23 protein-coding genes are annotated in these 26,222 nt (G+C 58.9%); 9 read left to right on the plus strand and 14 right to left on the minus strand.

Annotated features, from left to right (window positions below; all coding sequences use genetic code 11):
* Nucleotides 1-21: 21 nt before the first annotated feature.
* Nucleotides 22-651, minus strand: coding sequence for a 23S rRNA (uridine(2552)-2'-O)-methyltransferase RlmE (gene rlmE, locus KGB27_RS09345; protein ID WP_008029769.1), 630 nt, complete (start codon nt 649-651; stop codon nt 22-24).
* A 101-nt stretch (nt 652-752) separates the two neighbouring features.
* Here rlmE and KGB27_RS09350 point away from each other — a divergent pair, with 101 nt between their 5' ends.
* Nucleotides 753-1,061 carry a YhbY family RNA-binding protein gene (locus KGB27_RS09350; protein ID WP_007942889.1) on the plus strand — a complete coding sequence of 103 codons (309 nt, stop codon included), beginning with the start codon at nt 753-755 and terminating at the stop codon, nt 1,059-1,061.
* A gap of 9 nt (nt 1,062-1,070) precedes the next feature.
* Here the strand turns inward: KGB27_RS09350 and KGB27_RS09355 are convergent, their stop codons facing one another.
* The 8 genes from KGB27_RS09355 to grpE form a co-directional block, all read right to left on the minus strand.
* Complete coding sequence (locus KGB27_RS09355) at nt 1,071-1,475, minus strand: MFS transporter (protein WP_192227690.1); 405 nt, start codon at nt 1,473-1,475, stop codon at nt 1,071-1,073.
* A 28-nt stretch (nt 1,476-1,503) separates the two neighbouring features.
* Nucleotides 1,504-1,980 carry a transcription elongation factor GreA gene (greA, locus tag KGB27_RS09360; protein WP_008029775.1) on the minus strand — a complete coding sequence of 159 codons (477 nt, stop codon included), beginning with the start codon at nt 1,978-1,980 and terminating at the stop codon, nt 1,504-1,506.
* Nucleotides 1,977-5,198 carry a carbamoyl-phosphate synthase large subunit gene (carB, locus tag KGB27_RS09365; protein WP_008029777.1) on the minus strand — a complete coding sequence of 1,074 codons (3,222 nt, stop codon included), beginning with the start codon at nt 5,196-5,198 and terminating at the stop codon, nt 1,977-1,979. Before carB ends, greA begins: the two co-directional genes overlap by 4 nt.
* Nucleotides 5,199-5,316: 118 nt before the next feature.
* On the minus strand, nt 5,317-6,453 hold the full coding sequence (gene carA, locus KGB27_RS09370; RefSeq protein ID WP_008029779.1) for a glutamine-hydrolyzing carbamoyl-phosphate synthase small subunit: 1,137 nt from the start codon (nt 6,451-6,453) through the stop codon (nt 5,317-5,319).
* 259 nt (nt 6,454-6,712) lie between these two features.
* Nucleotides 6,713-7,519 (minus strand): 4-hydroxy-tetrahydrodipicolinate reductase, encoded by an 807-nt coding sequence (gene dapB / locus KGB27_RS09375; RefSeq protein WP_008036522.1) that lies wholly within the window; start codon nt 7,517-7,519, stop codon nt 6,713-6,715.
* Between the two features lie 9 nt (nt 7,520-7,528).
* Nucleotides 7,529-8,653: a molecular chaperone DnaJ gene (gene dnaJ, locus KGB27_RS09380; protein WP_008029785.1), complete on the minus strand. Its 1,125-nt coding sequence runs from the start codon at nt 8,651-8,653 to the stop codon at nt 7,529-7,531.
* 296 nt (nt 8,654-8,949) lie between these two features.
* Nucleotides 8,950-10,866, minus strand: coding sequence for a molecular chaperone DnaK (gene dnaK, locus KGB27_RS09385; protein ID WP_008029786.1), 1,917 nt, complete (start codon nt 10,864-10,866; stop codon nt 8,950-8,952).
* A gap of 102 nt (nt 10,867-10,968) precedes the next feature.
* Nucleotides 10,969-11,535, minus strand: coding sequence for a nucleotide exchange factor GrpE (gene grpE, locus KGB27_RS09390; protein ID WP_008029789.1), 567 nt, complete (start codon nt 11,533-11,535; stop codon nt 10,969-10,971).
* Between the two features lie 241 nt (nt 11,536-11,776).
* Here grpE and recN point away from each other — a divergent pair, with 241 nt between their 5' ends.
* On the plus strand, nt 11,777-13,450 hold the full coding sequence (gene recN, locus KGB27_RS09395) for a DNA repair protein RecN (RefSeq protein WP_007942901.1): 1,674 nt from the start codon (nt 11,777-11,779) through the stop codon (nt 13,448-13,450).
* A 75-nt stretch (nt 13,451-13,525) separates the two neighbouring features.
* Here the strand turns inward: recN and fur are convergent, their stop codons facing one another.
* Nucleotides 13,526-13,930, minus strand: a complete 405-nt coding sequence (gene fur, locus KGB27_RS09400; protein WP_003197684.1) for a ferric iron uptake transcriptional regulator — start codon at nt 13,928-13,930, stop codon at nt 13,526-13,528.
* A 97-nt stretch (nt 13,931-14,027) separates the two neighbouring features.
* Between fur and KGB27_RS09405 the strand changes: the two genes are divergently transcribed.
* Complete coding sequence (locus KGB27_RS09405; protein WP_008029791.1) at nt 14,028-14,555, plus strand: outer membrane protein assembly factor BamE; 528 nt, start codon at nt 14,028-14,030, stop codon at nt 14,553-14,555.
* Between the two features lie 61 nt (nt 14,556-14,616).
* Here KGB27_RS09405 and KGB27_RS09410 read toward each other — a convergent pair whose 3' ends face one another.
* Genes KGB27_RS09410 through KGB27_RS09420 form a run of 3 tightly spaced genes read right to left on the minus strand, consistent with a single transcriptional unit; the run spans nt 14,617 to nt 16,769 of the window.
* On the minus strand, nt 14,617-14,931 hold the full coding sequence (locus tag KGB27_RS09410; protein ID WP_223414121.1) for an RnfH family protein: 315 nt from the start codon (nt 14,929-14,931) through the stop codon (nt 14,617-14,619).
* The gene (locus KGB27_RS09415) at nt 14,924-15,358 is read right to left on the minus strand and encodes a type II toxin-antitoxin system RatA family toxin (protein ID WP_008029796.1); all 435 of its coding nucleotides are present in this window, start codon (nt 15,356-15,358) and stop codon (nt 14,924-14,926) included. The genes KGB27_RS09410 and KGB27_RS09415 overlap by 8 nt, the downstream gene beginning before the upstream one ends.
* Nucleotides 15,359-15,365: 7 nt before the next feature.
* On the minus strand, nt 15,366-16,769 hold the full coding sequence (locus KGB27_RS09420) for a sodium-dependent transporter (protein WP_008029797.1): 1,404 nt from the start codon (nt 16,767-16,769) through the stop codon (nt 15,366-15,368).
* Nucleotides 16,770-16,887: 118 nt separating this feature from the next.
* Between KGB27_RS09420 and smpB the strand changes: the two genes are divergently transcribed.
* Nucleotides 16,888-17,370: an SsrA-binding protein SmpB gene (smpB, locus tag KGB27_RS09425; RefSeq protein ID WP_008029800.1), complete on the plus strand. Its 483-nt coding sequence runs from the start codon at nt 16,888-16,890 to the stop codon at nt 17,368-17,370.
* 110 nt (nt 17,371-17,480) lie between these two features.
* Here smpB and KGB27_RS09430 read toward each other — a convergent pair whose 3' ends face one another.
* The gene (locus tag KGB27_RS09430) at nt 17,481-18,248 is read right to left on the minus strand and encodes a GntR family transcriptional regulator (protein WP_008029801.1); all 768 of its coding nucleotides are present in this window, start codon (nt 18,246-18,248) and stop codon (nt 17,481-17,483) included.
* Between the two features lie 262 nt (nt 18,249-18,510).
* Between KGB27_RS09430 and KGB27_RS09435 the strand changes: the two genes are divergently transcribed.
* The 5 genes from KGB27_RS09435 (at nt 18,511) to KGB27_RS09455 (ending at nt 26,110) form a co-directional block, all read left to right on the plus strand.
* Nucleotides 18,511-20,205 (plus strand): lactate permease LctP family transporter, encoded by a 1,695-nt coding sequence (locus KGB27_RS09435; protein WP_223435482.1) that lies wholly within the window; start codon nt 18,511-18,513, stop codon nt 20,203-20,205.
* A gap of 151 nt (nt 20,206-20,356) precedes the next feature.
* Nucleotides 20,357-21,181 carry a (Fe-S)-binding protein gene (locus tag KGB27_RS09440; RefSeq protein WP_223554119.1) on the plus strand — a complete coding sequence of 275 codons (825 nt, stop codon included), beginning with the start codon at nt 20,357-20,359 and terminating at the stop codon, nt 21,179-21,181.
* Nucleotides 21,178-22,632: a LutB/LldF family L-lactate oxidation iron-sulfur protein gene (locus KGB27_RS09445; protein WP_192227686.1), complete on the plus strand. Its 1,455-nt coding sequence runs from the start codon at nt 21,178-21,180 to the stop codon at nt 22,630-22,632. Before KGB27_RS09440 ends, KGB27_RS09445 begins: the two co-directional genes overlap by 4 nt.
* Nucleotides 22,632-23,303, plus strand: a complete 672-nt coding sequence (locus tag KGB27_RS09450) for a lactate utilization protein C (RefSeq protein WP_207285303.1) — start codon at nt 22,632-22,634, stop codon at nt 23,301-23,303. Before KGB27_RS09445 ends, KGB27_RS09450 begins: the two co-directional genes overlap by 1 nt.
* Entirely contained in the window at nt 23,300-26,110 is a 2,811-nt protein-coding gene (locus KGB27_RS09455; protein ID WP_223480925.1) for an FAD-binding and (Fe-S)-binding domain-containing protein, read from the plus strand. Before KGB27_RS09450 ends, KGB27_RS09455 begins: the two co-directional genes overlap by 4 nt.
* The last annotated feature ends 112 nt before the right edge of the window (nt 26,111-26,222 follow it).

The raw sequence follows: 26,222 nt of genomic DNA on the forward strand, positions 1-26,222 counted from the left end.
GCCCCGCAAAAAAACCTCGATTTACTCACTACGGCCGCGGTAGCCCCAAGCCAGCATGTATTGCTCGCGGGAACTGCCACGGGAAGAGTCCGGCTTGATCATCTGGACCTTGTCGAATTTCTGACGAGCGTCCTTCACGTAAGCATCAAACCCTTCGCCCTGAAACACCTTGATCACGAAATTACCACCCGGCTTGAGTATCCGGGCAGCCAGATCAAGAGCCAGCTCACATAGAAACATGGCTTTTGGCATGTCCACTTCAGGCGTACCACTCATATTGGGGGCCATATCGGAAATCACAAGGTCCACCTGTGAATTACCGACGGCTTCAAGGATCTGAGCGAGCACTTTGTCCTCGGTGAAGTCACCCTGGATGAAAGTCACGTCCGGAATGCCGTCCATTTCCAGGATGTCCGAGGCGATCAGGCGCCCCTGACCACCGATCAGCCGACTGGTGACCTGCGACCAGCCGCCGGGCGCCGCTCCCAGGTCGACAACGCTCATACCCGGACGGATCAGCTTGTATTTCTCCTGGACCTCCAGAAGCTTGTAACTCGCACGCGAGCGATAACCATCCTTCTGCGCCTGCTTCACATAGGGATCATTGACATGTCTTTTCAGCCAACCAAGGCTTGTCTTGGAACGCGCCATTGGGCACCTCGATGATAAGGGTCGTGATTAGTTGGGCGGATCCACGAGCCCTCGGGTAAAATGGCCGCCATTTTACAGAATCCAGACGAAAGGGTCAGATTATGCCGCTCACTCAAGAGCAGAAGAAACAGTACAAATCCATTGGCCACCATCTGAAACCAGTTTTGATTGTGGCTGACAACGGTTTGACTGAAGGTGTGTTAGCCGAACTTGAACGCGCTTTGGCGGATCACGAGCTGATCAAGATCAAGCTCAACATCCTCGATCGCGAATCGCGCCTGGCGTCCATTGCAGAACTCTGCAAGGTCGGCAAAGCGGATCTGGTTCAAGTCATCGGCAAGATGGCACTGATTTACCGCAAGAACTTCAGCGTCAACAAGCAGCTGTCGAACGTCCATCGCTTCAAGTGATGGCAAGGGTCAAGGGTGTGCTTCGCGCACCCTGCCGCTCCATCCCGGTACCGGCTGCAAGACCAGCACCAGCCCGGAAAAGCCCAGAACAAGATAGCTGAACACTTGCCAACGCACTGCATCCGGCCAGCCGACACGCACCGCGAAAAACATCGCGCACGCATACAGCGCCATCATTAGCAGTTGCCCGCGAATATCGCGCCATAGACTGGCAAGGCCCTCGGCCTGAACCAGCACCAAAGCCTGAAAAATTACACACGCCGAGGCGAACCCCACCATCAGCGCATTCAGCATGCCTGCAATTTCTTCGATCAGCAGCGGCGCCAGGCCAATTTGGCCCAGCACCGGCAGCAGACCGATGTGTAACAGCCACAAGCCGCCGACCCACAACATCTGAGTCAGCTGCCAAAGCATGGCGCCCGCACGCAGCGGGCGCCTTCTTTTAGATGTGACGGACTTCGACAATCTCGTACTCGATAACGCCACCCGGCGTTTTCACGGCAACCACATCACCCTCTTCCTTGGCAATCAAGGCGCGGGCCAATGGCGAACCTACCGAAATCTTGCCGAGTTTGAAGTCAGCCTCGTCCTCACCCACGATGTGGTAAGTGACGCGCTCATCGGTCTCGACGTTGGCGATTTCAACGGTGGTGCCGAAAATCACTTTACCGGTGTGAGGAATGCTCGTGACGTCGATGATGACCTGATTCTGAATCCGGCCTTCGATGTCACGAATCCGCGCTTCGACCATACCTTGCTGCTCGCGAGCAGCGTGGTATTCGGCGTTTTCCTTCAAGTCACCCAATTCCCGGGCCGTACCGATGTCCTGGCTGAGCTTCGGGCGGACGACCTTGGTCAGGTGAGCGTGTTCTTCTTCCAGGGCTTTCGCGCCCTGGACGGTCATTGGGTACTTGATCATGCCTTCAATCCTGCGTGTAGATCCTGCAAGCGGCGTACGGTCTTCTCGGGACCGAACTTCAGCGCTTCGCAGATGGCTTCGCCAGCAGCAATGGTGGTGGTGCAGTAGATTTTGTGCTGCAAGGCATTACGACGAATGGAGTACGAGTCAGCAATCGACTGGCGACCTTCGGTGGTGTTGATGATCAGGGTGACTTCGTCATTCTTGATCATGTCGACCACGTGCGGACGACCTTCAGTCACCTTGTTCACACGGCGCACTTTCAGGCCTGCGGCTTCGATCAGCTTGGCAGTACCGGCAGTGGCAACCACTTCGAAGCCCAAGTTGATCAGATCACGGGCCACGCCTGCAACCAGTGGCTTGTCGTCGTCACGCACGCTGATGAACGCGGTACCGCCGGTCGGCAGCACTTCGCTGGCGCCCATCTGAGCCTTGGCGAACGCTTCGCCGAAGGTGTCGCCCACGCCCATCACTTCACCGGTGGACTTCATCTCTGGGCCCAGGATCGGGTCCACGCCAGGGAATTTGGCGAACGGGAAGACCGCCTCTTTCACACTGTAGAAGTTCGGGATGATTTCTTTGGTGAAGCCGATTTCTTTCAGGGTTTTACCGGCCATGACGCGTGCCGCGATCATTGCCAGGGAAACACCGATGCACTTCGACACGAACGGTACGGTACGGGAAGCGCGCGGGTTGACCTCGATGACGTAGATGTCTTCGCCTTGCAGCGCCAACTGCACGTTCATCAGGCCGACAACACCCAGTTCCAGGGCCATTTTCTTGACCTGTTCGCGCATCTCGTCCTGGATGTGCGCAGGCAGCGAGTACGGCGGCAGGGAGCATGCGGAGTCACCGGAGTGAACACCGGCCTGCTCGATGTGCTGCATGATCGCACCGATCACCACGTCGGTGCCGTCGCAAACTGCATCCACGTCCATTTCGATAGCGCAGTTGAGGAAGTGGTCGAGCAGCACCGGGCTGTCGTTGGACACTTTCACTGCGTCACGCAGGTAGCGCTTGAGTTCTTCTTCTTCGTAGACGATTTCCATCGCACGGCCGCCCAGTACGTAGGACGGACGCACTACCAGCGGGTAGCCGATCTTGGCCGCGGCACGAATCGCTTCGTCTTCGCTGCGCACGGTGGCGTTTGGCGGCTGACGCAGGTTCAGACGCTCAACCATTTGCTGGAAGCGCTCACGGTCTTCGGCACGGTCGATGGCGTCAGGGCTGGTGCCGATGATCGGCACGCCGGCTTCTTCCAGGGCGCGAGCCAGTTTCAGTGGAGTCTGGCCGCCGTACTGGACGATTACGCCTTTCGGCTTCTCGACCCGGCAGATTTCCAGCACGTCTTCCAGGGTTACTGGTTCGAAGTACAGGCGATCGGAGGTGTCGTAGTCGGTGGAAACGGTTTCCGGGTTGCAGTTGACCATGATGGTCTCGTAACCGTCTTCGCGCAGAGCCAGTGCCGCGTGTACGCAGCAGTAGTCGAACTCGATGCCCTGGCCGATACGGTTTGGACCGCCGCCGAGGATCATGATCTTGTCGCGGCCCGACGGCGCGGCTTCGCACTCTTCCTCGTAAGTCGAGTACATGTAGGCGGTGTCGGTGGCGAACTCGGCAGCGCAGGTGTCAACGCGCTTGTAGACCGGGAAGATCTCCAGCTTGTGACGGTGGCGACGCAAAGCTTTTTCGGTCACGCCCAGCAGCTTGGCGAGACGCATGTCCGAGAAGCCTTTGCGCTTGAGCTTGAACATCAGGTCGCGGTCGATGCTGGCCAGACCCAGGGTCTTGACCTTCTCTTCTTCCTTGATCAGATCTTCGATCTGCACCAGGAACCACGGGTCGATCATGTTCATGCCGAAGATGTCTTCGACCGACAGGCCGGCGCGGAAGGCGTCAGCCACGTACCAGATGCGCTCGGCGCCCGGCACGGTCAGTTCGCGCTTGAGGATGCTCATGCTTTCCGGGTTGCCCAGGTCGAGCTTCTCGTCCAGGCCGCAAACACCCACTTCCAGGCCGCGCAGGGCTTTCTGCAGGGATTCCTGGAAGGTCCGGCCGATGGCCATGACTTCACCGACCGATTTCATTTGAGTGGTCAGGCGTGCGTCGGCTTTCGGGAATTTCTCGAAAGCGAAACGTGGCAGCTTGGTGACGACGTAGTCGATCGACGGCTCGAACGACGCCGGAGTAGCGCCCCCGGTGATTTCGTTCTGCAGCTCGTCCAGGGTATAGCCGATCGCCAACTTGGCAGCGATACGCGCAATCGGGAAACCGGTGGCTTTCGAGGCCAGGGCCGAGGAACGGGATACCCGCGGGTTCATCTCGATGACGACCATGCGGCCAGTGTCCGGGCAGATGCCGAACTGAACGTTGGAGCCGCCGGTTTCCACGCCGATCTCGCGCAGTACCGCCAGGGAGGCGTTACGCATGATCTGGTATTCCTTGTCCGTCAGGGTCTGTGCCGGCGCAACAGTGATCGAGTCACCGGTGTGCACGCCCATCGGGTCAAAGTTTTCAATGGAGCAGACGATGATGCAGTTGTCCTTCTTATCGCGGACAACCTCCATCTCGTATTCTTTCCAGCCGATCAGGGATTCGTCGATCAGCAGCTCTTTGGTCGGAGACAGGTCCAGACCACGGGCGCAGATTTCTTCGAACTCTTCACGGTTGTAAGCGATACCGCCGCCGGTGCCGCCCATGGTGAAGGACGGACGGATGATGCACGGGAAGCCCAGGCGCTCAAGAACGGCGTTGGCCTCTTCCATGCTGTGGGCGATACCCGAGCGCGGGCAGTCCAGACCGATGGACTTCATTGCCTTGTCGAAACGCGAACGATCTTCAGCCTTGTCGATGGTGTCAGCGTTGGCGCCGATCATCTCTACGCCGAACTTCTCCAGAACGCCTTCGCGCTCCAGGTCCAGTGCGCAGTTCAGAGCGGTCTGGCCGCCCATGGTTGGCAGCAGCGCGTCCGGACGCTCTTTCTCGATGATCTTGGCAACGGTCTGCCATTTGATCGGTTCGATGTAGGTGGCGTCGGCCATGTCCGGGTCGGTCATGATGGTCGCTGGGTTGGAGTTCACCAGGATGACGCGGTAACCCTCTTCGCGCAGGGCTTTGCAGGCCTGGGCGCCGGAGTAGTCGAATTCGCAGGCCTGGCCGATAACGATCGGGCCAGCGCCGAGAATCAGGATGCTTTTAATGTCTGTACGTTTTGGCATGGGTTTGTCACTCAAATCCGCAGGTCAGTCGGCAAGCCGTCTTGTTCAATCTTTGAAGCCTTGAGGGGGCCGCCGATGTCGGGACCGCCCTCAAGCTTTGCTGCATCAAGGCGAGCGATCAGCGTCGCTTGGCCATTTCGTTGATGAAGCGATCGAACAATGGCGCTACGTCGTTCGGGCCAGGGCTGGCTTCCGGGTGACCCTGGAAGCTGAAGGCGCTCTTGTCGGTACGCTCGATGCCTTGCAGGGTGCCGTCGAACAGCGATTTGTGAATCGCACGAACGTTGGCTGGCAGGGTCGCTTCGTCTACGGCAAAACCGTGGTTCTGGCTGGTGATCATCACCACGCCGCTGTCCAGATCCTGGACCGGGTGGTTGGCACCGTGGTGGCCGTGGCCCATTTTCAGGGTCTTGGCGCCGGAGGCCAGGGCCAGCAGTTGGTGACCGAGGCAGATGCCGAATACCGGAATCTCGGTTTCCAGCACGTCCTTGATCGCCTGGATCGCGTAGTCGCAAGGCTCCGGGTCGCCAGGGCCGTTGGACAGGAACACGCCGTCCGGCTTCATCGCCAGCACGTCAGCGGCAGGCGTTTGCGCCGGCACCACGGTCACACGGCAACCGCGCTCGACCAGCATGCGCAGGATGTTGAGCTTGACGCCATAGTCGTAGGCAACCACGTGGTACGGCAGCTCGGAAGCGTCGATGGTCGCGTGGCTGTCGGTTTTCAACTCCCAGACAGTCGAGCGCCACTCGTAGGTTTCCTTGGTGCTGACGACTTTCGCCAGGTCCATGCCTTTGAGGCCCGGGAAGCCTTGAGCCGCGGCGATGGCCGCTTCTTCGGAAATGTTGTCACCGGCCATGATGCAGCCGTTCTGCGCGCCTTTCTCACGCAGGATGCGCGTCAGGCGGCGGGTGTCGATACCGGCGATTGCCACAACGTTGTTGGCTTTCAGGTAGTCGGACAGGGACATCGTGTTTCGCCAGTTGCTCGCAACCAGCGGCAGGTCACGGATGACCAGGCCAGCGGACCAGACGCGGTCGGACTCGGCGTCTTCCGGCGTGGTGCCGGTGTTGCCGATGTGCGGGTAAGTCAGGGTAACGATCTGTTGGGCGTAGGAAGGATCGGTAAGGATTTCCTGATAGCCGGTCATTGCGGTGTTAAACACCACCTCACCAACGGTTTGACCGTCGGCTCCAATGGCTTCGCCGCGAAAAATGCTGCCATCAGCAAGGGCGAGTATGGCTGGCTTAGTCAAGAAGACCTCCCGTAAATAAAGCCTGAAAGGGCGATCGCAGGTTGTAAAAAAGCGGAGTGACGTATGGACACGTCACCCCGCTTCTTCACTGAATTATTCTGCGCGCTTTTAGTGGACACACTAAAGCTGTAGCTTACAGAAAAAGGCTTTTTTGGTCTACCGCCAATGAGCCCTAAAGGCCGGAGAATGCGACAGGACGTCGCTTGGCGTAATAAAACCGGGCCCAAACGCAATGTTGGAACCCGGTTTCGGCTGCATCTTAACGCAGGTCGAGCACGTCTTGCATGTCGTAGAGGCCAGGCTCACGACTGTCCAGCCACAACGCCGCACGTACAGCGCCCTTGGCGAAGGTCATGCGACTGGACGCCTTATGTGTGATTTCCAGGCGCTCGCCCTCACAGGCGAACAGCACGGTGTGATCACCGACCACATCACCGCCGCGCACAGTGGCAAAACCGATCGTTTCACGCTCGCGCACACCGGTGTGACCTTCACGCCCGTAGACCGCGACCTTCTGCAGGTCACGATCCAGCGCACTGGCAATTACCTCACCCATACGCAGGGCGGTGCCGGAAGGCGCATCGATCTTGTGCCGATGATGCGCCTCGATGATCTCGATATCGGCGTCATCGCCCAGCACGCGGGCAGCCATGTCGAGCAGCTTCAGCGACAGGTTCACACCGACACTGAAATTCGCCGCGAACACGATTGGAATGTCCTTGCCCGCCTCGGCCAGCAACTGCTTCTGCGCAGCGTCGAGCCCCGTCGTACCGATGACCATGGCTTTGCCCGCCTTGCGGCAGAACGCCAGGTTTTTCAGCATGACTTCCGGCAGCGTGAAATCGATCAACACATCGAATTCATCCGCGACCGCATCCAGGTTACCGGACAACGGCACACCGATACGCCCCAGCGAAGCCAGCTCGCCAGCATCCACGCCAATCAGCGTGCTGCCGGGGCGCACGATGGCGGCTGTCAGACCGGTCAGCGGTGCACGTTGCTGCACCGCTTCAACCAGGATCTTGCCCATGCGGCCAGCGGCGCCCATCACAGCTATACGTCGCATGCTCACTCCTTACAGATCGCCGAAGAAGCGCTTCACGCCTTCGAACCAACCGGTGGTTTTCGGCGAATGGCTATTGTCGTCCGCCAGGGAGCTACGGAACTCTTCCAGCAATTCGCGCTGACGACGACCCAGATTGACTGGGGTTTCCACCGCAACACGGCACATCAAGTCACCGGCACCGCCGCCACGCACAGGCGCAACGCCTTTGCCGCGAACACGGAACTGCTTGCCGGTCTGAGTCCCCTCAGGGATTTTCAGTTTGACCCGACCATCAAGGGTCGGAATCTCCAGCTCGCCACCCAGCGCCGCATCGACGAAACTGATCGGCACTTCGCAGAACAGATGCTTGCCGTCACGCTGGAAGATCGCGTGCTCGCGCACGTTGATCACCACGTACAGATCGCCCGTCGGACCACCCTGAGCGCCCGCCTCGCCTTCGCCGGACAGACGAATGCGGTCACCGGTGTCGACACCGGCCGGCACTTTCACGGAAAGGGTTTTGTACTCTTCAACGCGACCGTCGCCGTTGCAGGAGTTGCACGGGTCGGAAATGATCTTGCCCTGGCCATGGCAGCGCGGGCAGGTCTGCTGCACCGAGAAGAAACCTTGCTGCATGCGGACCTGACCGATACCGCCGCACGTCGGGCAAGTGACTGGCGAAGAGCCTTTCTTGGCACCCGAGCCATCGCACGGCTTGCAGTTGACCAGTGTCGGAACGCGGATATTCACGGTGGTACCGCGTACCGCTTCTTCCAGATTCAGTTCCAGGGTGTAACGCAGGTCGCTGCCGCGCTGAGCGCCGCCACGAGCACCGCCGCGACCGCCACCGAAGAAGTCACTGAAGACATCGCCAAAGATGTCGGAGAAATTCTGACCGCCAAACCCGGCACCGCCGCCGCCCATGCTTGGGTCGACACCGGCATGACCGTATTGGTCGTACGCCGCGCGCTTGCTGGAATCGGACAGCACTTCGTAGGCCTCGTTGGCCTCCTTGAACATCTCTTCCGACGCTTTGTCATCGGGATTACGGTCCGGGTGGTGCTTCATCGCCAAGCGACGGTAGGCCTTTTTCAGGTCCGCTTCGCTTGTGCCACGCTCAACACCCAATACTTCGTAATAGTCACGCTTTGCCATAAGTCTTTGCACTCTTAAGGACGTTCGGCAAACCTCTCCTGAGCCCTGCCGAACTCGTTGAGCCCCAATACAGGCCCGGACCCAACTCACGTCAATTCAACGATCCTGGTCTTTGATTCACTGCGGTACTTTCGGCTCGAAAAGCAGGAGCATTCCCGGCCATACCACCAGCACACGAACTTGTCGCATGCTGTAAAAATTCGTGTACTCCAGACACGCCAACGCGGGAGCAGGCTCCCGCGCGGCGACATCCTACCAGTCACCGCCTAAAGGCAGTCAACCGGGCGACCAACAACTTACTTGTGGTCTTTGACTTCTTCGAACTCGGCATCGACAACGTCGTCGGCTTTTTCAGCTTTTTCGTCGTGCGGTGCTGCGCCTTCAGCAGGCTGAGCCTGTTCGGCATACATCTTCTGCGCCACTGGAGCGGAGACTTTCGACAGCTCTTCAACCTTGGCTTCGATTGCAGCTTTGTCGTCGCCTTTAACAGCGGCTTCCAGAGCAACAACAGCAGCTTCGATTGCAGTCTTCTCTTCAGCAGTCACTTTATCGCCTGCCTCAGTGACCATTTTGCGAGTCGAGTGAACCAGTGCATCGCCCTGGTTGCGGGCAGTGGCCAGCTCTTCGAACTTGCGGTCTTCCTCGGAGTTCGCTTCAGCATCGCGAATCATTTTCTCGATCTCTTCATCGGACAAACCGGAGTTTGCCTTGATCACGATCGATTGAGCCTTGCCGGTGGCCTTGTCTTTGGCGCCTACGTGCAGGATGCCGTTGGCGTCGATGTCGAAGGTCACTTCGATTTGTGGCACGCCACGTGGTGCTGGTGGAATCTCGGCCAGGTCGAACTTGCCCAGGGACTTGTTCTGGGCGGCTTGCTTACGCTCGCCTTGCAGCACGTGGATGGTCACGGCGCCCTGGTTGTCGTCGGCAGTCGAGAACACTTGCGATTTCTTGGTAGGAATCGTGGTGTTTTTCTCGATCAGCGCGGTCATCACGCCACCCATGGTTTCGATACCCAGGGTCAGCGGGCTGACGTCCAGCAGCAGAACGTCTTTCACGTCACCGGCCAATACGGCGCCCTGGATAGCAGCACCCATGGCAACGGCTTCGTCCGGGTTCACGTCTTTACGTGCTTCTTTACCGAAGAACTCGGTCACCAGCTTCTGAACCAGTGGCATACGGGTCTGACCGCCTACCAGGATCACGTCGTTGATCGAGCCAACTTCGATGCCGGAGTCTTTCAGAGCGATGCGGCAAGGTTCGATGGTGCGTTGAACCAGGTCTTCAACCAGCGCTTCCAGCTTGGCGCGGGAAATTTTCACGTTCAAGTGCTTAGGACCGGTGGCGTCTGCAGTGATGTACGGCAGGTTCACGTCGGTCGACATGCTCGAAGACAGTTCGATCTTGGCTTTCTCAGCGGCTTCTTTCAGGCGCTGCATGGCCAGCGGGTCACCTTTGAGGTTCATGCCGCTTTCTTTCTTGAATTCGTCGACGAGGTAGTCGATCAGACGAATGTCAAAGTCTTCACCGCCCAGGAACGTGTCACCGTTGGTGGCCAATACTTCGAACTGGTGCTCGCCATCGACTTCAGCGATTTCGATCACGGAAACGTCGAAAGTACCGCCGCCCAAGTCGTAAACGATCACGGTGTGATCGCCTTTCGCCTTGTCCATACCGTAAGCCAGAGCGGCTGCGGTTGGTTCGTTGATGATACGTTTAACGTCCAGGCCCGCGATGCGGCCGGCGTCTTTGGTCGCCTGGCGCTGGCTGTCGTTGAAGTAGGCCGGAACGGTGATCACCGCTTCGGTCACTGGCTCGCCGAGGTAGTCTTCGGCGGTCTTCTTCATTTTCTTCAGAATTTCAGCCGAGATCTGTGGCGGCGACATTTTTTGGCCGTTCACTTCAACCCAAGCGTCGCCGTTGTCAGCCTTGGCGATTTTGTAAGGGACCATCTTGATGTCTTTCTGTACGACTTCTTCGTCGAACTTACGACCGATCAGACGCTTCACCGCATACAGGGTGTTGTGCGGATTGGTCACAGCCTGACGCTTGGCCGACTGGCCAACGAGGATTTCGCCGTCGTTGGCGTAAGCGATGATCGACGGCGTGGTACGCGCGCCTTCAGCGTTTTCAATAACTTTGGCTACGCCGTTTTCAAGCACGGAGACGCAGGAGTTGGTAGTCCCCAGGTCGATACCGATAATTTTGCCCATGTTCACTCTCCCGAAACTTTGGATTTGGTTGCCGCAGCAGTGGTGGCTAACTGCGGTAGCACTTAAACGCTTGACTTCTAAATGGGGGCCTTGCGGCTAATTTCAAGCCTGCTCGTCAATCGAAGGCGAAACCGGTGCCGGTGCCTTGCTGACCACGACCATGGCCGGGCGCAGCAGACGACCATTGAGCTGATAGCCCTTCTGGAACACCTTGAGCACGCTGTTCGGCTCGACGTCAGCGCTTTCCTGCATGGCCATTGCCTGATGAAGAACGGCGTTGAACGGTTCGCCATGCGGATCGATCGCTTCCAGCTGATAACGCTTCAGGGTGTCCTGGAACATTTTCAGGGTCAGCTCGATGCCTTCGCGCATTGGGCGGATGCTTTCATCGTCCGGGTTGGACAACTCCAGACCACGCTCAAGGCTGTCGATGATCGGCAGCAGATCACCGGCAAATTTTTCCAGAGCGAATTTGTGAGCCTTTTCAACATCCTGCTCGGCGCGACGGCGGACGTTCTGCAGATCGGCGGCAACACGCAAAGCCTGATCCTGCGCGCCTGCCAGTTGCTCTTCGAGCACTTGTACACGAGCCGCGAGGTCTTCACCCGAAGCCGCGGAGCCTTGGTTGGCTTCTTGATTTTGCGTATCCACTGTCTGTTCGTCAGCCATAGATTTCTCCTTTCAATATCGTCCGCGAGCTCAACTCGCGCTTCTGCCCAGCTATATGGGGCCGCAAAAATCAGCTTCAAGGGGTTTGTTGTGATTAACCCTACAAAAAACAGCTGCATTGTCATTTCCCGATGCGCTAACGATTTCGTCGGATCAATCAAATCGAGCTAAGAGAGGGCATTGTCAGCCGCAAATAAAACACTGTATAAATAACCAGACCTAAAGCCTGGGAGCGGCCTTTATGCTGGTGCACCTGTCCGTACACAATTACGCCATCGTTGAACATCTCGATCTCGAACTCGATCGCGGGATGAGTGTGATCACAGGGGAAACCGGCGCCGGCAAGTCGATCATGCTCGACGCCCTCGGCCTGACCCTGGGCGATCGCGCCGACAGTGGCGTGGTCCGCCCAGGCGCCGACAAGGCCGACATCCTGGCCACCTTCGACCTGGTCGATATTCCCGAAGCCAGTGCCTGGCTGGCCGAGCGCGACCTTGAAAGCGACGGCCCGTGCATTCTGCGCCGGGTGATCACCGCCGAAGGGCGCTCCCGCGGCTATATCAATGGCACGCCCTGCCCGCTTGGTGATCTCAAGGCCCTGGGTGAGTTGCTGATCGATATCCACAGCCAGCACGAGCACCAATCCCTGCTCAAGACCGATACTCACCGCCGCCTGCTCGACGAATACGCCGGCGCCACCGACCTTGCCCGCCAGGTGCAATTGGCCGCCCAACGCTGGCGCCAGACTCGCCAGGAACTGGAGCGCCTCTCCAACTCCGGCGATGAACAACGCGCCCGCCATCAACTGCTCAGCTATCAACTCGAAGAGCTGGAAAATCTCGGCCTCGGTGACAACGAGCTGGAGCAGTTGGAGCAGGAACACAAGAACCTGACCAACGCCGAAACCCTGCTGGGCATCTGCCGGCAAGTGGTCGAACAATGCAGCGAAAGTGATTCAGGCAATGTCCTGAACGCCCTGACCGCCAGCCTCAACCGCCTGTCGAGCGTGAACAACTCGATCGGCGCACTGGGTGAAGCCAGCAGCTTGCTGACCAGTGCGCAGATCCAGGTTGAAGAGGCCGTGGGCGAACTGAATCGCTTCCTCGATAACTTCGATGCCGACCCGGCGCGCCTGCAGTACCTGGAAGAACGCCTCGATGCGATCTACACCATGGCGCGCAAGCACCGCATCCAGCCGACCGAGGTCGCCGAGATGCAGCAGCGCTTGCTGGATGAAATTGAAACCCTCAATGCCAATGATGAATCCATCGAGCGCCTGAGCGATGAACTGGCCTCTTATGCCCGCCATTATCAAGAAAAGGCTCGCGAACTGAGCGATCTGCGCCACCAGGCCTCCAGCAGCCTGGCCAGCGCCGTAGAGCAGGAAATCCAGCGACTGGGCATGCCCGGCGGCCGCTTCACCATCGAGTTGCGCCCCAACAGCAGCGATGAGCTGCTGCCTAACGGGCTCGAACAGGTAGAACTGCTGGTCAGCGCCAACCCCGGCCAGCCCTTGAAAGCGTTGGCCAAAGTAGCCTCGGGCGGTGAACTGTCGCGGATCAGCCTGGCGATTCAGGTGATCACCGCACAGACCTCACGGGTACCCACCCTGGTATTCGACGAAGTGGACGTCGGCATTGGCGGCCCGACGGCCGAGATTGTCGGCCAGCTACTGCGTCGCCTCGGTGAGCGCGGACAGGTACTGACAGTGACTCACTTGCCGCAAGTAGCGGCGCAAGGGCATCAGCATCTGTTTGTGCACAAGGTGCGTGGCGAAGAGGCGACCCACACGGCCGTCTCCAAACTGAGCAAGAATGATCGCGTTGAAGAAGTCGCGCGGATGCTCGGCGGCATCGACCTCACCAAGGAATCCCTGGCGCACGCGAAAAAAATGGTCGTTACCGCAAAGATTTAAGAACGGCAGACAGCACGAAGGCGACCCTGGGGTCGCCTTCGTTCGTTTCGCGAATGTGAAATTCGCGCGACATGCTTACTTTTTCTTGCGCACGTACAGCACCAGATTGTGATCGACCATCTCGAAACCGTACTTGTCGACGATGGCTTTCTGCAGGCGCTCGATTTCTTCGTCGAAGAATTCGATCACTTCGCTGGTTTCGACGTTGACCATATGGTCGTGATGCTTGCCGTCATCCAGCTCGAAGACCGCATGGCCTCCGTCGAAGTTGTGCCGCACCACAAGGCCAGCTGCCTCGAACTGAGTCAGTACACGGTAAACCGTGGCCAGACCGACGTCCTCACCAGCCTCCATCAGCGCCTTGTAAACATCCTCGGCACTCATGTGGCGTTGCTCGGCGGAATCGAGCATTTGCAGAATTTTGACCCGTGGAAGGGTCACTTTGAGACCGGCTTTGCGTAGTTCGCTATTTTCAACCATGGTCAGCTTTCTCGCGATGCTGCTTCGCAGCTTCTCTTAATGCGGGTATGATCGGCGTTTACGTTGTCCCAGCCAAGATAGTGGAAGTCGCCCACCGATGCAAAACACCAAGCTCTTGCTAACCAGTTTCACCTTTGTGGGACTGCTCGCACTCGCCGGTTGTTCATTCCCCGGGGTTTACAAAATCGACATCCAGCAGGGCAATGTCGTCACGCAGGACATGATAAACCAGTTACGCCCGGGAATGACCCGTAAGCAAGTACGGTTTATCATGGGCAACCCCCTGTTGACCGACACGTTCCATGCCGATCGCTGGGATTATCTGTACAGCCTGCAACCCGGTGGCGGTGAACGCCAACAGGAACGCATTAGCGTTATCTTCAACCCAAATGACCAACTTGTCAGCCTCTCTGGTGATTTCATGCCAGGCGTGAGCCGGGACGAAGCCATTCTCGGCAAGGACAGTGGCACTAATGTGACCGCGCCTGTTGAAAACGCCGAGAAGCCGAAACCGGAAAAACCAGTCAAGCCAGGTTCGTTGCTGGATCAGATCCAGAAGGACGTGGACGGCGTAGAAACCGTTCCAGTCCCGACGCCAGAACCGCTGGAAACTTCGCCGCAATAATTTGCGACGCAATAAAAAACCCGGAATGTCCGGGTTTTTTATTGTCTGGCATTTAATCAGGTCACTGATTTCGGGCTTTTGCCTCGGCGGCCTTGGCCGCGCGCAACCGGCGAACCTCTTTCGGATCGGCCAGCAAAGGCCGATAGATCTCAATACGATCCCCCGCCCGAACCTGGTGTGTGTCCGGATCGGCGATCACCTTGCCGAAAATCCCGACAGGGCATTCGCCCAGATCCAGCTCTGGAAACGCTTCGCCTATTCCCGAATCAAGCAGCGCTGCGCGCACTGTTGTGCCTGCGGGCACCGTCACACAGCGGAGCACCTGTCGATCAACGGCGGCATACACCACCTCGATTTCGATCACGGGCTTAACCATGTATCTGTTTGGCGCGCTGGCAGAACGCATCGACCAGCGTATTGGCCGCCTGATTGAACAATGGCCCCAGGGTCGCGCGAACAATCGGCCCGGCGTAATCGAACGACAGGTCCAAGCTGATCTTGCAGGCCTTGTCGGTCAACGCCTTGAACACCCAAATGCCATGCAACTGGGTGAATGGGCCTTCCTCGAGATTCATCTCGATCGATTGCCCGGGGACCAGAGTGTTACGCGTCACGAAATGCTGACTGAGGCCACCCTTGGCCACGCCAACGCTCGCGCGCATGTACTCGGGAGAGTTTTCCAGTACTTCGGCCGACGAGCACCACGGCAAAAACTCCGGGTAACGTGCCACGTCATTGACCAGGTCATACAGCGCTTGTGCCGGGTACGGCAGCAGAGCCGAACGTTGAATGTGTGTCGTCATGTCAGCGTCACTTCCACAGCTGGGCGGCAAACACTACAAGAATGCCGATGGGCGCCACATAGCGCATCAAAAACAGGGACAGATTGAACAGCATGGGGTTGCGGATCGACAACTCGTCGCGCACCGCTTCACGCCCCATCACCCATCCTGCAAACACCACGAAACACAAACCACCGAGTGGCAACATGATCCGCGAGGTAAAGAAATCGATCACGCCAAAGAAATCCAGACCGCCGGCCGCACCCCATTGATAGAGATGAAACATCCCGCCTTCGTTCACGAAAAACTTGGCTTCCTTCCAGATATTGAAGGAAAACACCGTGCCCAGACCGACGAACCAGCAGGTGAACGCCAGCCAGAAAGTCACCCACGCGCGGCTGACTTTAGTGCGTTCAACCAGGTAAGCCACCATCGGTTCAAGCAGTGAAATCGCCGAACTCCAGGCTGCAATCGCGACCAGGACGAAGAACACTACCCCCATCAACTGGCCAAACGCTACGTTGCCAAAGGCAAATGGCAGGCTGACGAACATCAGGCCAGGGCCTTCGCTCGGGTTCAGGCCGGCGGCGAACACAATCGGAAACAATGCCAGACCCGCAACCAGCGAAACAAAGGTATCGAGCAGCGCGACACCGACCACGGTGCCGGAGATCGACGAGTGTTTCGGCATGTAGGCGCCATAAATCATGATCGAACCAACGCCCACGCTCAGGGAAAAGAACGCGTGCCCCATGGCCGGCAGCAAGCCGTCGAGGACTTTTTCCGGATGGAAGTCGAACATGAAATGCACGCCCTCCATGAAATGGCCGGTGGTCATGCTGTAACCCAGCAGCACCAGAACCATCACAAAGAGCAGCGGCATCATGATGCGCAGGCTGCGCTCAAGGCCGGCGACTACGCCCCTGGCGATGACGACGGCGGACAACAGCATAAAAATCGTATGCCAAAGTGTCAGGCGCCATGGATCGGCGATCACCTTGCCAAAGTACGCACCGACCTGATCCGGCGTTACCCCCTGAAAGTCGCCGCGCCCCATGTCGATGATGTAATCCAGCGACCAACCACCGACGACACTATAGAAAGACAGGATCAGCAACGCCGTGATCATCCCGGCGAATGCGCCCCAGGACCACTTGCCCGAATGCCCGGCCTCCAGCGCCAGCACCTTCAAGGCATTGGCCGGACTTTGCCGGGCGCGGCGACCGATCAGGGTTTCAGCCAGCATGACCGGTACGCCGATCAGTGCGATACAGGCCAGGAACATCAATACAAAGGCACCGCCGCCGTAGACCCCGACCATGTACGGGAACTTCCAGATGCTACCCAGGCCCACGGCCGAACCGGTCGCGGCGAGTATGAAGACCCAGCGGCTAGCCCAACTGCCGTGGACAGAAACCTTGTCTGTCGACATCGTTACCACGTCCAAGCATTGAAAAAAGAGGGCGCATTGTCCGGGATTCAATCAACCTGCTCAAGCACGCAGCATCACCGTAGCCGACTCGCGTGCAACTCCCTATAATGCCGCCCCTATGGCTAAACAGAAGAAACACCCAACAGGGACCATCGCGCAGAATAAAAAGGCGCGACACGATTACTTCATCGAACATCGGTTCGAGGCTGGTCTGGTCCTGGCCGGCTGGGAAGTAAAAAGTCTGCGGGCAAGCAAGCTGCAACTGGTCGACAGTTACGTGCTGCTCAAGGATGGCGAAGCCTGGCTGCTCGGCAGCCACATTACGCCCCTGACGACCGCCAGCACGCACGTCATCGCCGATCCGACGCGCACCCGCAAATTGCTGCTCAACCGCCGCGAGCTGGAAAAGCTGGCCGCCGCCGTGCAGCAAAAGGGTTACGCCTGCGTGTGCCTGTCCTGGTACTGGAGCAAGCACATGGTCAAGTGCGAGATCGCTCTGGGCAAGGGCAAGAAGGAATACGACAAGCGTGATACCGAACGCGAACGCGACGCCGGTCGCGAGTTGCAGCGAGCGGTGCGCAACAAGGGCAAGGAAGAGTAATTTTTCGCCTTGAGGCCCTCTTCGCGGGCAAGCCTCGCTCCTACACGTCACCCTGTAGGAGCGAGGCTTGCCCGCGAATGCAATCGCACGAACGATACAAAACCAACTGACTACATCCCCTTGCGCCGCTCCGCCCGGGCCATGCGCTGCACTTCCTGACGCACCTCTTCCAGCACTTCCTGTACATACAGAATGTGTCGACTGGAAACTTCCCGCGCCTGCTCCGCCCGTCCCTCAATAATCGCCATGTACAACTCCCGATGCTGCGTGATCAGCATGTCGCGGGTTTCCGTGCGCTGTTTGTACATGCCGCCAATGTTGGTCACCACGTTGCGTTTGAGCAGATCGAACAGCCCGCGAATGGTGTGCAGCAACACCGCGTTGTGACTGGCTTCGGCGATTGCCAGGTGAAACTTCGCGTCCGCCGCCCCCTCTTCCGCCCGACTCACTTCATCGTGGCGGGTGTAGCAGTCCTGCAATTCATTGAAGGCCGCGGTCAGCCGCTCGCGATCGACATCTGTCGCCCGCATTGCTGCGTAATAGGCGCAGGACGCTTCCAGGGTATGGCGAAACTCCAGCAGATCGCGCTGGGCCTCGGGGTTGCTTTCAAGCAGATGAAGCAGCGGGTCACTGAAGGTCGTGCCCAGTGACTCCACCACATAGTTGCCGCCCCCCTGGCGACTGACCAGCAAGCCCTTGGCCGCCAGCTTCTGAATCGCTTCGCGCAACGAAGGGCGTGACACGCCGAACTGCTCGGCCAATGCGCGCTCGGCCGGCAAGCGCTCACCAGCCTTGAGCGTGCCCTCGAGAATCATCCCCTCGAGCTGCTCGACAATATCGTCAGACAAACGGCGCTGACGAATTTGATCAAACCCCATAACTCAATTCTCCACGATCCCGACGGCTCGCCGGGCTCTCTATTCTGGCCTATCGGCGCTTTGCCAGCACCTACCAGACGGCATTTGTACGAGCGGATCAAGCAGACGCCACAGCACGTGTTCGACAAAAGTTTTAGGGCGGCAAATTGACACGCCGCCTACAAGGCTTTTACCCTAGCGAACAGCGATTGTAAATTGGTATTACCAATTATCCAAGAACGCTGATCAGTGCCTGACCAACAACAATTAGGGGCCACCCCATATGCAAACCTGGCAACAGCTCTATACCCCGCTCGGCAGCCTCGGCTTTTCCGCGCTCGCAGCCGTTATCCCCATCGTGTTTTTCTTCCTGGCGTTGGCCGTGTTCCGACTCAAAGGGCACGTGGCCGGCAGCATCACGCTGGCCTTGTCCATTGCGGTGGCCATCTTCGCGTTCCAGATGCCGGTCGATATGGCATTCGCCGCCGCCGGGTATGGCTTCGCCTACGGCCTATGGCCGATTGCGTGGATCATCGTCGCCGCCGTGTTCCTCTACAAATTGACGGTCAAGAGTGGTCAGTTCGAGGTGATTCGCAGCTCCGTCCTGTCGATCACCGACGACCAGCGTTTGCAGGTGCTGCTGATCGGCTTCTGCTTCGGTGCATTCCTTGAAGGCGCAGCCGGTTTCGGCGCACCGGTAGCGATTACCGCCGCCCTCCTTGTAGGACTCGGCTTCAACCCGCTGTACGCCGCAGGCCTGTGCCTGATCGCCAACACCGCGCCAGTGGCCTTCGGCGCCTTGGGGATCCCGATCATCGTGGCCGGGCAAGTGACCGGTATCGACGCGTTCAAGATCGGCGCCATGACCGGTCGCCAACTGCCGCTGCTGTCGCTGTTCGTGCCGTTCTGGCTGGTGTTCATGATGGACGGCCTGCGCGGCGTGCGGGAAACCTGGCCAGCAGCACTGGTGGCCGGTTTGAGCTTCGCCATCACCCAATACTTCACGTCGAACTTCATCGGCCCGGAACTGCCGGACATCACCTCGGCCCTGGCCAGCCTGATCTCCCTGACGCTGTTCCTGAAAGTCTGGCAGCCGAAACGCGCCGCAGGCCAACACATCGTCGGTGCCGTTTCGGCCTCCGTTGTGACCGCCAGCGCCGGCGGCTTCGGTCAGCCGCGCACAACCGTGGCCTCGCCTTACAGCCTCGGTGAAATTTTCAAAGCCTGGTCGCCGTTCCTCATCCTCACCGTGCTGGTCACCATCTGGACCCTGAAGCCGTTCAAGGCGATGTTCGCCGCTGGCGGCTCGATGTACGGCTGGGTGTTCAACTTCGCCATTCCGCACCTGGACCAAATGGTGATCAAGGTCGCACCAATCGTGACCGCTCCGACCGCCATCCCGGCTGTGTTCAAACTCGATCCGATTTCCGCGACCGGCACGGCGATTTTCTTCTCCGCACTGATCTCGATGCTGGTATTGAAGATCAACATTAAAACTGGTCTGACCACTTTTAGAGAGACATTCTACGAGCTGCGTTGGCCGATTCTGTCCATCGGCATGGTGCTGGCGTTCGCCTTCGTCACCAACTACTCGGGCATGTCGTCGACCATGGCACTGGTATTGGCAGGCACCGGCGCGGCATTCCCGTTCTTCTCGCCGTTCCTCGGCTGGCTGGGTGTGTTCCTGACCGGTTCCGACACCTCGTCCAACGCGCTGTTCAGCTCGTTGCAAGCGACCACCGCGCACCAGATCGGCGTCAACGACACCTTGTTGGTGGCGGCAAACACCAGCGGCGGCGTGACCGGCAAGATGATCTCGCCACAATCGATCGCCGTGGCCTGCGCCGCGACCGGTCTGGTCGGCAAGGAATCGGACCTGTTCCGTTTCACCCTCAAGCACAGCCTGTTCTTCGCAACCATCGTCGGCCTGATCACCTTGGCTCAGGCCTACTGGTTCACCGGCATGCTGGTGCACTAAGTACTACACGAAAAAACGCAAAAACCGACGCCGGACCACGATTCCGGCGTCAGCTATTCACAACCCGGTCTGTAAGGCTGCTGAAAGAATCTCTCTCTATATTCAGCAGCCTCAGCGGACGGATAACCGGGACCACCCGGAGACACGCCTGATGAGCGAGCTTTTTTACAACGCCGTGCCGAACGCGACCCGCGTCGCCCCGCCACTGCCCAAGCCTCGGCAATATCCCAGCGAAAAACCGGCACGGGTCTACCTGTTCGGGACCTGCGTGGTTGATCTGTTCTACCCGGAAGCCGGGATGGATGCGATTCACCTGCTGGAACGCGAAGGCATTCGTGTCGAGTACCCGCAAGGGCAAAGCTGCTGCGGGCAACCGGCCTACACCTCCGGTTACACCGACCAGGCCCGGACCGTGGCGCGCGCGCAACTGGCGCTGTTCGCTGGAGAGTATCCGGTGGTGGTGCCGTCGGGATCGTGCGCCGGCATGCTGCGCGAGCACTATGCCGACTTGTTCAAGGACGAGCCGCAAACGTTGAAACAGGTTCAGGCCCTGGCGGCCCGGACGTATGAGCTGGCCGAGTTTCTGTTGTTTGTCTGCAAAGTGCAGCTCAAGGACAGCGGCGAACCGGTCAAAGTGGCATTGCACACATCGTGTTCGGCACGTCGTGAGATGAACACCCACTTGCACGGCCGCGAGTTGTTGGCGCAGTTGGGGAATGTGGAGCGAGTCGACCATAGCCATGAAAGTGAATGCTGTGGCTTCGGTGGGACTTTCAGCGTCCGTATGCCAGACATTTCCGGCGCGATGGTGGCTGACAAGACCCGGGCGTTGAAGGAATCCGGTGCGCACAAGGTACTCAGTGCCGATTGCGGTTGCCTGATGAACATCAACGGCTCGCTGGAGAAACAGAAGGAAGCGTTGCGCGGCCAACACCTGGCCAGTTTCCTTTGGCAGCGCACCGGAGGTGTTCAATGAACGCTTCCGCGATTATTCCTACGGTTGCCGTAGAAGAAGATTTCCGCACCCGTGCTCACACTGCATTGGGTGACAAGCAACTGCGAAACAACTTTCGCACTGCGATGGATTCTCTGATGACAAAACGGGCAGCGTCCTTCAGCGATGCCCATGAAAGAGAACATTTGCGAGCACTGGGCAATGCTGTCCGCGCCCGTGCGTTATCGAAGTTGCCCGACCTGCTTGAGCAACTTGAACAGAACCTGACCCGCAACGGTGTGACAGTGCACTGGGCGGAAACGGTGGACGAAGCCAATGGCATCGTCCTCTCGATCATCCGCGCTCACGAGGGGCGGCAAGTGATCAAGGGCAAATCGATGGTCAGCGAAGAAATGGAGATGAACCATTTCCTCGCTGAACGGGGCATTGAATGCCTGGAATCGGACATGGGCGAGTACATCGTCCAGCTCGACCACGAGAAGCCTTCACACATTATTATGCCGGCGATCCACAAGAATGCCGGTCAGGTCGCGTCCTTGTTCCATGACAAACTTGGCGTGGAATACACCAAGGACGTTGACCAACTCATTCAGATCGGTCGCAAAGTCTTGCGGCAGAAATTCTTCGAAGCGGACATCGGCGTCTCCGGCGTCAACTTCGCCGTGGCCGAAACCGGCACCTTGCTGCTGGTGGAGAACGAAGGCAACGGCCGCATGACCACCACGGTGCCACCGGTACACATCGCCGTTACCGGCATCGAAAAAGTCGTGGAAAACCTGCGTGACGTGGTGCCGCTGGTGTCACTGTTGACCCGCTCGGCCCTCGGCCAGCCGATCACTACCTACGTCAATATGATCTCCGGCCCACGCAAGGCCGATGAACTCGATGGCCCGCAGGAAGTGCACCTTGTGCTGCTGGACAACGGTCGCAGCCAGGCCTTTGCCGACAGTGAATTGCGCCAGACCCTGAACTGCATTCGCTGCGGCGCCTGTATGAATCATTGCCCGGTCTACACTCGAATCGGCGGCCACGCCTATGGGGAGGTTTACCCTGGGCCTATCGGAAAAATCATCACGCCGCACATGGTCGGCCTGGCGAATGTCCCGGATCATCCGAGTGCGTCGTCGCTGTGTGGTGCTTGCGGCGAAGTCTGTCCGGTAAAAATTCCTATCCCTTCCCTACTGCGACGCCTGCGGGAAGAGAACGTCAAAGCCCCGGACAGCCCGCATCAAGTGATGCGCGGCCAGGGCAGCAAGTATTCGCGCAAGGAGCGTTTTATCTGGAATGCCTGGGCGAAACTCAACAGCTCGCCGACGCTGTATCGACTGTTCGGCTTTGTCGCCACGCGTCTGCGTGCCCTCGCACCGAGCAACGTCGGCCCCTGGACGCAAAACCACAGCGCCCCAAAACCGGCTGCCCGCTCACTGCACGATATGGCCCGCGAGCATCTGGCCAAACAGGGAGACCGCTGATGAGCGCCAAGCAAAACATCCTCGCCAAGTTACGGAAAAGTCTGACCGGCACCACGCCCGTGCCTGACGAGTTCGACGTCGAACTGGTGACAGCGCCGTACACCTACGCACCCGAACAACGCATTCCGCAGCTGCGCAAACTGATGGAAGCGGTGCACACGGAAATCCATCTGACGTCCGGCGAAGCCTGGCCTTCGTTGCTTGCTCAGTTGCTGCGGGATCGTCAGTTGCCGAGCCTGTTGATCGCGCCGACGACGCCGCACGGTCAACGTGTCACTCAGCACTGGGCGAAAAATCCTGGCTTGCCGACGCTACAAGCCTACGACCGCCCGGTGGAAGAATGGAAAGCCGAGCTGTTCAACGACACACCGGCCAGCCTGACCACCACCCTCGGCGCAATCGCCGCCACAGGTAGTCTGATTCTCTGGCCGACGCGGGAAGAACCGCGCTTGATGAGCCTGGTGCCCCCCGTACATTTCGCCCTGCTCAAGGCCAGTGAAATCCGTGACAACTTCTATCAGGTGCAGCAGGAGTTCAACTGGGCTCACGGCATGCCGACCAACGCGCTGCTGGTGTCCGGCCCGTCGAAAACGGCCGACATCGAACAAGTCCTGGCTTACGGTGCCCACGGCCCGAAAGACCTGGTGGTTTTGATCCTGGAGGACCAATGACTCTACCGGCGACTTTCCTGCGAGATGCGCAGCAACTGATACCTCAAGAACGACGGTTCGACGACCCGCTGTCGACATTGGCGTTCGGCACCGATGCCAGTTTCTACCGGTTGATTCCGCAACTGGTGATCCGCGTCGAGTCTGAAGATGAAGTGGTGGCGCTGCTGAAACTGGCGCAACGGGATCAGGTTCCGGTGACCTTCCGCGCCGCCGGCACCAGCCTGTCCGGCCAGGCCATCAGCGATTCGGTGCTGATCGTGCTTGGGGATAACTGGAACGGACGCGAGATCCGCGGCCACGGCACGCAAATCCGTCTGCAGCCGGGCGTCATCGGCGCGCAGGCCAACGCGTGGCTGGCGCCGTTCGGACGCAAGATCGGTCCCGACCCGGCCTCGATCAACGCCTGCAAAATCGGCGGTATCGTCGCCAATAACGCCAGCGGCATGTGCTGCGGCACGGCGCAAAATACCTATCACACGCTGGCCGGCATTCGCCTGGTGCTCGCCGACGGCAGCCGTCTCGACACCGAAGATGCGGCGAGTGTCGCGGCGTTTCGTGAGAGCCACGCAGCGCTGCTTGAACGTTTAGCGACACTGGGCCGCGAGACCCGCGCCAATTCCGAATTGGCTGCAAAAATCCGCCACAAATACCGTCTGAAAAATACCACCGGCCTGTCACTCAACGCCCTGGTGGATTACGACGAGCCTGTGGATATCTTGAGCCACTTGCTGGTGGGTTCCGAAGGCACGCTGGGGTTCATCAGCGCCGTGACCTACGACACGGTGATCGACCACCCGAACAAGGCGTCGGCGCTGATCGTGTTCCCGGATGTGGAGACCTGCTGCAACGCCGTCACCGTACTGAAAAGCCAACCGGTGTCGGCCGTGGAACTGCTAGACCGTCGCAGTCTGCGTTCAGTACAGAACAAACCCGGCATGCCGGATTTCGTACAGCACCTGTCGAACAATGCCTGCGCGCTGCTGATCGAATCTCGCGCCGCGTCGTCGACTTTGCTGCACGAGCAACTGGCGCAAATCATGGCGTCGCTGACTTCGTTCCCAGTGGAAAAACAGGTCGACTTCACCGAAGACCCAATCGAGAACGCCCGCCTCTGGGCCATTCGCAAGGACACCTTCCCCGCCGTCGGCGCGGTGCGCAAAACCGGCACCACGGTGATCATCGAAGACGTGACCTTCCCGGTAGAACAACTGGCCATCGGCGTGAATCGTCTGATCGAGTTGTTCGACAAGCATCACTACGACGAAGCGATCCTTTTCGGGCACGCGCTGGAAGGTAATCTGCACTTCGTCTTCACCCAAGGCTTCAACAACCCGGAAGAAGTCGCACGCTACCAAGCGTTCATGGACGACGTGGCGCAGTTGGTCGCGGTGGAATTCGGCGGTTCGCTGAAAGCCGAGCACGGCACCGGTCGCAACATGGCGCCGTTCGTGGAACTGGAATGGGGCAGCGATGCCTACCAGTTGATGTGGCAGCTCAAGCGCCTGCTCGACCCCAACGGCATTCTCAATCCGGATGTGGTGCTCAGCGACGATCCGCAGATTCACCTCAAACACCTGAAGCCGTTGCCGGCCGCCGACGAGATTGTGGATAAGTGCATCGAGTGCGGTTTTTGTGAGCCGGTCTGCCCGTCGAAAGGCCTGACCCTGAGCCCGCGCCAGCGCATCGTGATCTGGCGAGACATTCAGGCAAAAAAACGCGCCGGCGTGGACACCACGGAACTCGAAGCCGCTTACGAATACCAAGGCATCGACACCTGCGCCGCCACCGGGTTGTGCGCACAGCGTTGCCCTGTAGGAATCAACACTGGCGAGCTGGTGAAAAAGCTTCGCGGCCGTAAGGCGACGCATACGAAAACTGCCAATTGGCTGGAAGGCAATTTCGCCACCGCGCTGCAAGGCGCCCGTTTCACCCTGCATGTGGCCAATGGCGCGCGGATGCTGCTGGGGGCGCCACGTCTGGCGAAGCTTTCGGCAACGCTGACGAAGTTGTCCAAAGGCCAGGTCCCACAATGGACCAACGCCATGCCGCAGCCAGAAAAAGCCATTCGCTTCAGCCCGATCGTGTCGGACGAGCGCCCTCGCGTGGTGTACCTGGCAGCTTGCGTCTCACGGGTCATGGGCCCGGCGGCCGGTGATAAAGAGCAAATGTCGCTGTACGACAAAACCCGTGGCCTGCTGGAAAAAGCCGGTTACCAGGTAGTCTTTCCGGACAATCAGGACAATCTCTGCTGCGGCCAGCCGTTTGCCTCCAAGGGCTACGCCGAACAGGCCGAACACAAGCGCCAGGAACTGATTGGCGCATTACTGCACGCCAGCCGTGGCGGGCTCGATCCGATCTACTGCGACACCAGCCCCTGTACCTTGCGACTGGTTCAGGACCTGGGAGATGTTCGACTGGACCTGTACGACCCGGTGCGTTTCATCCGTACGCATTTGATGGATCGTCTCGACTTCACCCCGCAGGAAGCGCCCATCGCCGTGCACGTCACGTGCAGCACTCAGCACCTCGGGGAAAGCCAGGCGCTGATTGATCTGGCGCGCAAGTGCAGCAAAAACGTGGTCATTCCCGAAGGCATTCACTGCTGTGGATTTGCCGGCGACAAGGGCTTCACCACGCCGGAGCTGAATGCCCATTCGCTGCGTACGCTCAAGGACGCGGTGCAACAGTGCAGCGAGGGGATTTCGACCAGCCGCACCTGTGAGATCGGTCTGACGCAACATGGCGGAATCGACTACCACGGGCTGGTCTATCTGGTGGATCGGGTCACACAGCCGAGGGGCATCTGAAGAAAAATAGAACCCTGACGAAACGTCGTAGTCCACTGGTTAAGCCCGGACATTGCCGGGCCTTACCCAACCTCGGCAGCCCGTTCTGATGGCCAGCAAATGCCTGGACCCT

The sequence above is a fragment of the Pseudomonas sp. BF-R-01 genome (assembly GCF_019946615.1).
Taxonomy (GTDB): domain Bacteria; phylum Pseudomonadota; class Gammaproteobacteria; order Pseudomonadales; family Pseudomonadaceae; genus Aquipseudomonas; species Aquipseudomonas migulae.

Coding starts and splice junctions, on each gene's coding strand:
- dnaJ (WP_008029785.1), bottom strand. CDS start 8,653: ATGGCAAAGCGTGACTATTACGAAGTATTGGGTGTTGAGCGTGGCACA.
- KGB27_RS09350 (WP_007942889.1), top strand. CDS start 753: ATGCCGCTCACTCAAGAGCAGAAGAAACAGTACAAATCCATTGGCCAC.
- KGB27_RS09405 (WP_008029791.1), top strand. CDS start 14,028: ATGCAAAACACCAAGCTCTTGCTAACCAGTTTCACCTTTGTGGGACTG.
- greA (WP_008029775.1), bottom strand. CDS start 1,980: ATGATCAAGTACCCAATGACCGTCCAGGGCGCGAAAGCCCTGGAAGAA.
- KGB27_RS09430 (WP_008029801.1), bottom strand. CDS start 18,248: ATGGGGTTTGATCAAATTCGTCAGCGCCGTTTGTCTGACGATATTGTC.
- KGB27_RS09440 (WP_223554119.1), top strand. CDS start 20,357: ATGAGCGAGCTTTTTTACAACGCCGTGCCGAACGCGACCCGCGTCGCC.
- rlmE (WP_008029769.1), bottom strand. CDS start 651: ATGGCGCGTTCCAAGACAAGCCTTGGTTGGCTGAAAAGACATGTCAAT.
- KGB27_RS09355 (WP_192227690.1), bottom strand. CDS start 1,475: ATGCTTTGGCAGCTGACTCAGATGTTGTGGGTCGGCGGCTTGTGGCTG.
- KGB27_RS09410 (WP_223414121.1), bottom strand. CDS start 14,931: ATGGTTAAGCCCGTGATCGAAATCGAGGTGGTGTATGCCGCCGTTGAT.
- KGB27_RS09445 (WP_192227686.1), top strand. CDS start 21,178: ATGAACGCTTCCGCGATTATTCCTACGGTTGCCGTAGAAGAAGATTTC.
- grpE (WP_008029789.1), bottom strand. CDS start 11,535: ATGGCTGACGAACAGACAGTGGATACGCAAAATCAAGAAGCCAACCAA.
- KGB27_RS09435 (WP_223435482.1), top strand. CDS start 18,511: ATGCAAACCTGGCAACAGCTCTATACCCCGCTCGGCAGCCTCGGCTTT.
- KGB27_RS09420 (WP_008029797.1), bottom strand. CDS start 16,769: ATGTCGACAGACAAGGTTTCTGTCCACGGCAGTTGGGCTAGCCGCTGG.
- KGB27_RS09455 (WP_223480925.1), top strand. CDS start 23,300: ATGACTCTACCGGCGACTTTCCTGCGAGATGCGCAGCAACTGATACCT.
- KGB27_RS09450 (WP_207285303.1), top strand. CDS start 22,632: ATGAGCGCCAAGCAAAACATCCTCGCCAAGTTACGGAAAAGTCTGACC.
- KGB27_RS09415 (WP_008029796.1), bottom strand. CDS start 15,358: ATGACGACACACATTCAACGTTCGGCTCTGCTGCCGTACCCGGCACAA.
- dnaK (WP_008029786.1), bottom strand. CDS start 10,866: ATGGGCAAAATTATCGGTATCGACCTGGGGACTACCAACTCCTGCGTC.
- dapB (WP_008036522.1), bottom strand. CDS start 7,519: ATGCGACGTATAGCTGTGATGGGCGCCGCTGGCCGCATGGGCAAGATC.
- recN (WP_007942901.1), top strand. CDS start 11,777: ATGCTGGTGCACCTGTCCGTACACAATTACGCCATCGTTGAACATCTC.
- fur (WP_003197684.1), bottom strand. CDS start 13,930: ATGGTTGAAAATAGCGAACTACGCAAAGCCGGTCTCAAAGTGACCCTT.
- smpB (WP_008029800.1), top strand. CDS start 16,888: ATGGCTAAACAGAAGAAACACCCAACAGGGACCATCGCGCAGAATAAA.
- carB (WP_008029777.1), bottom strand. CDS start 5,198: ATGCCAAAACGTACAGACATTAAAAGCATCCTGATTCTCGGCGCTGGC.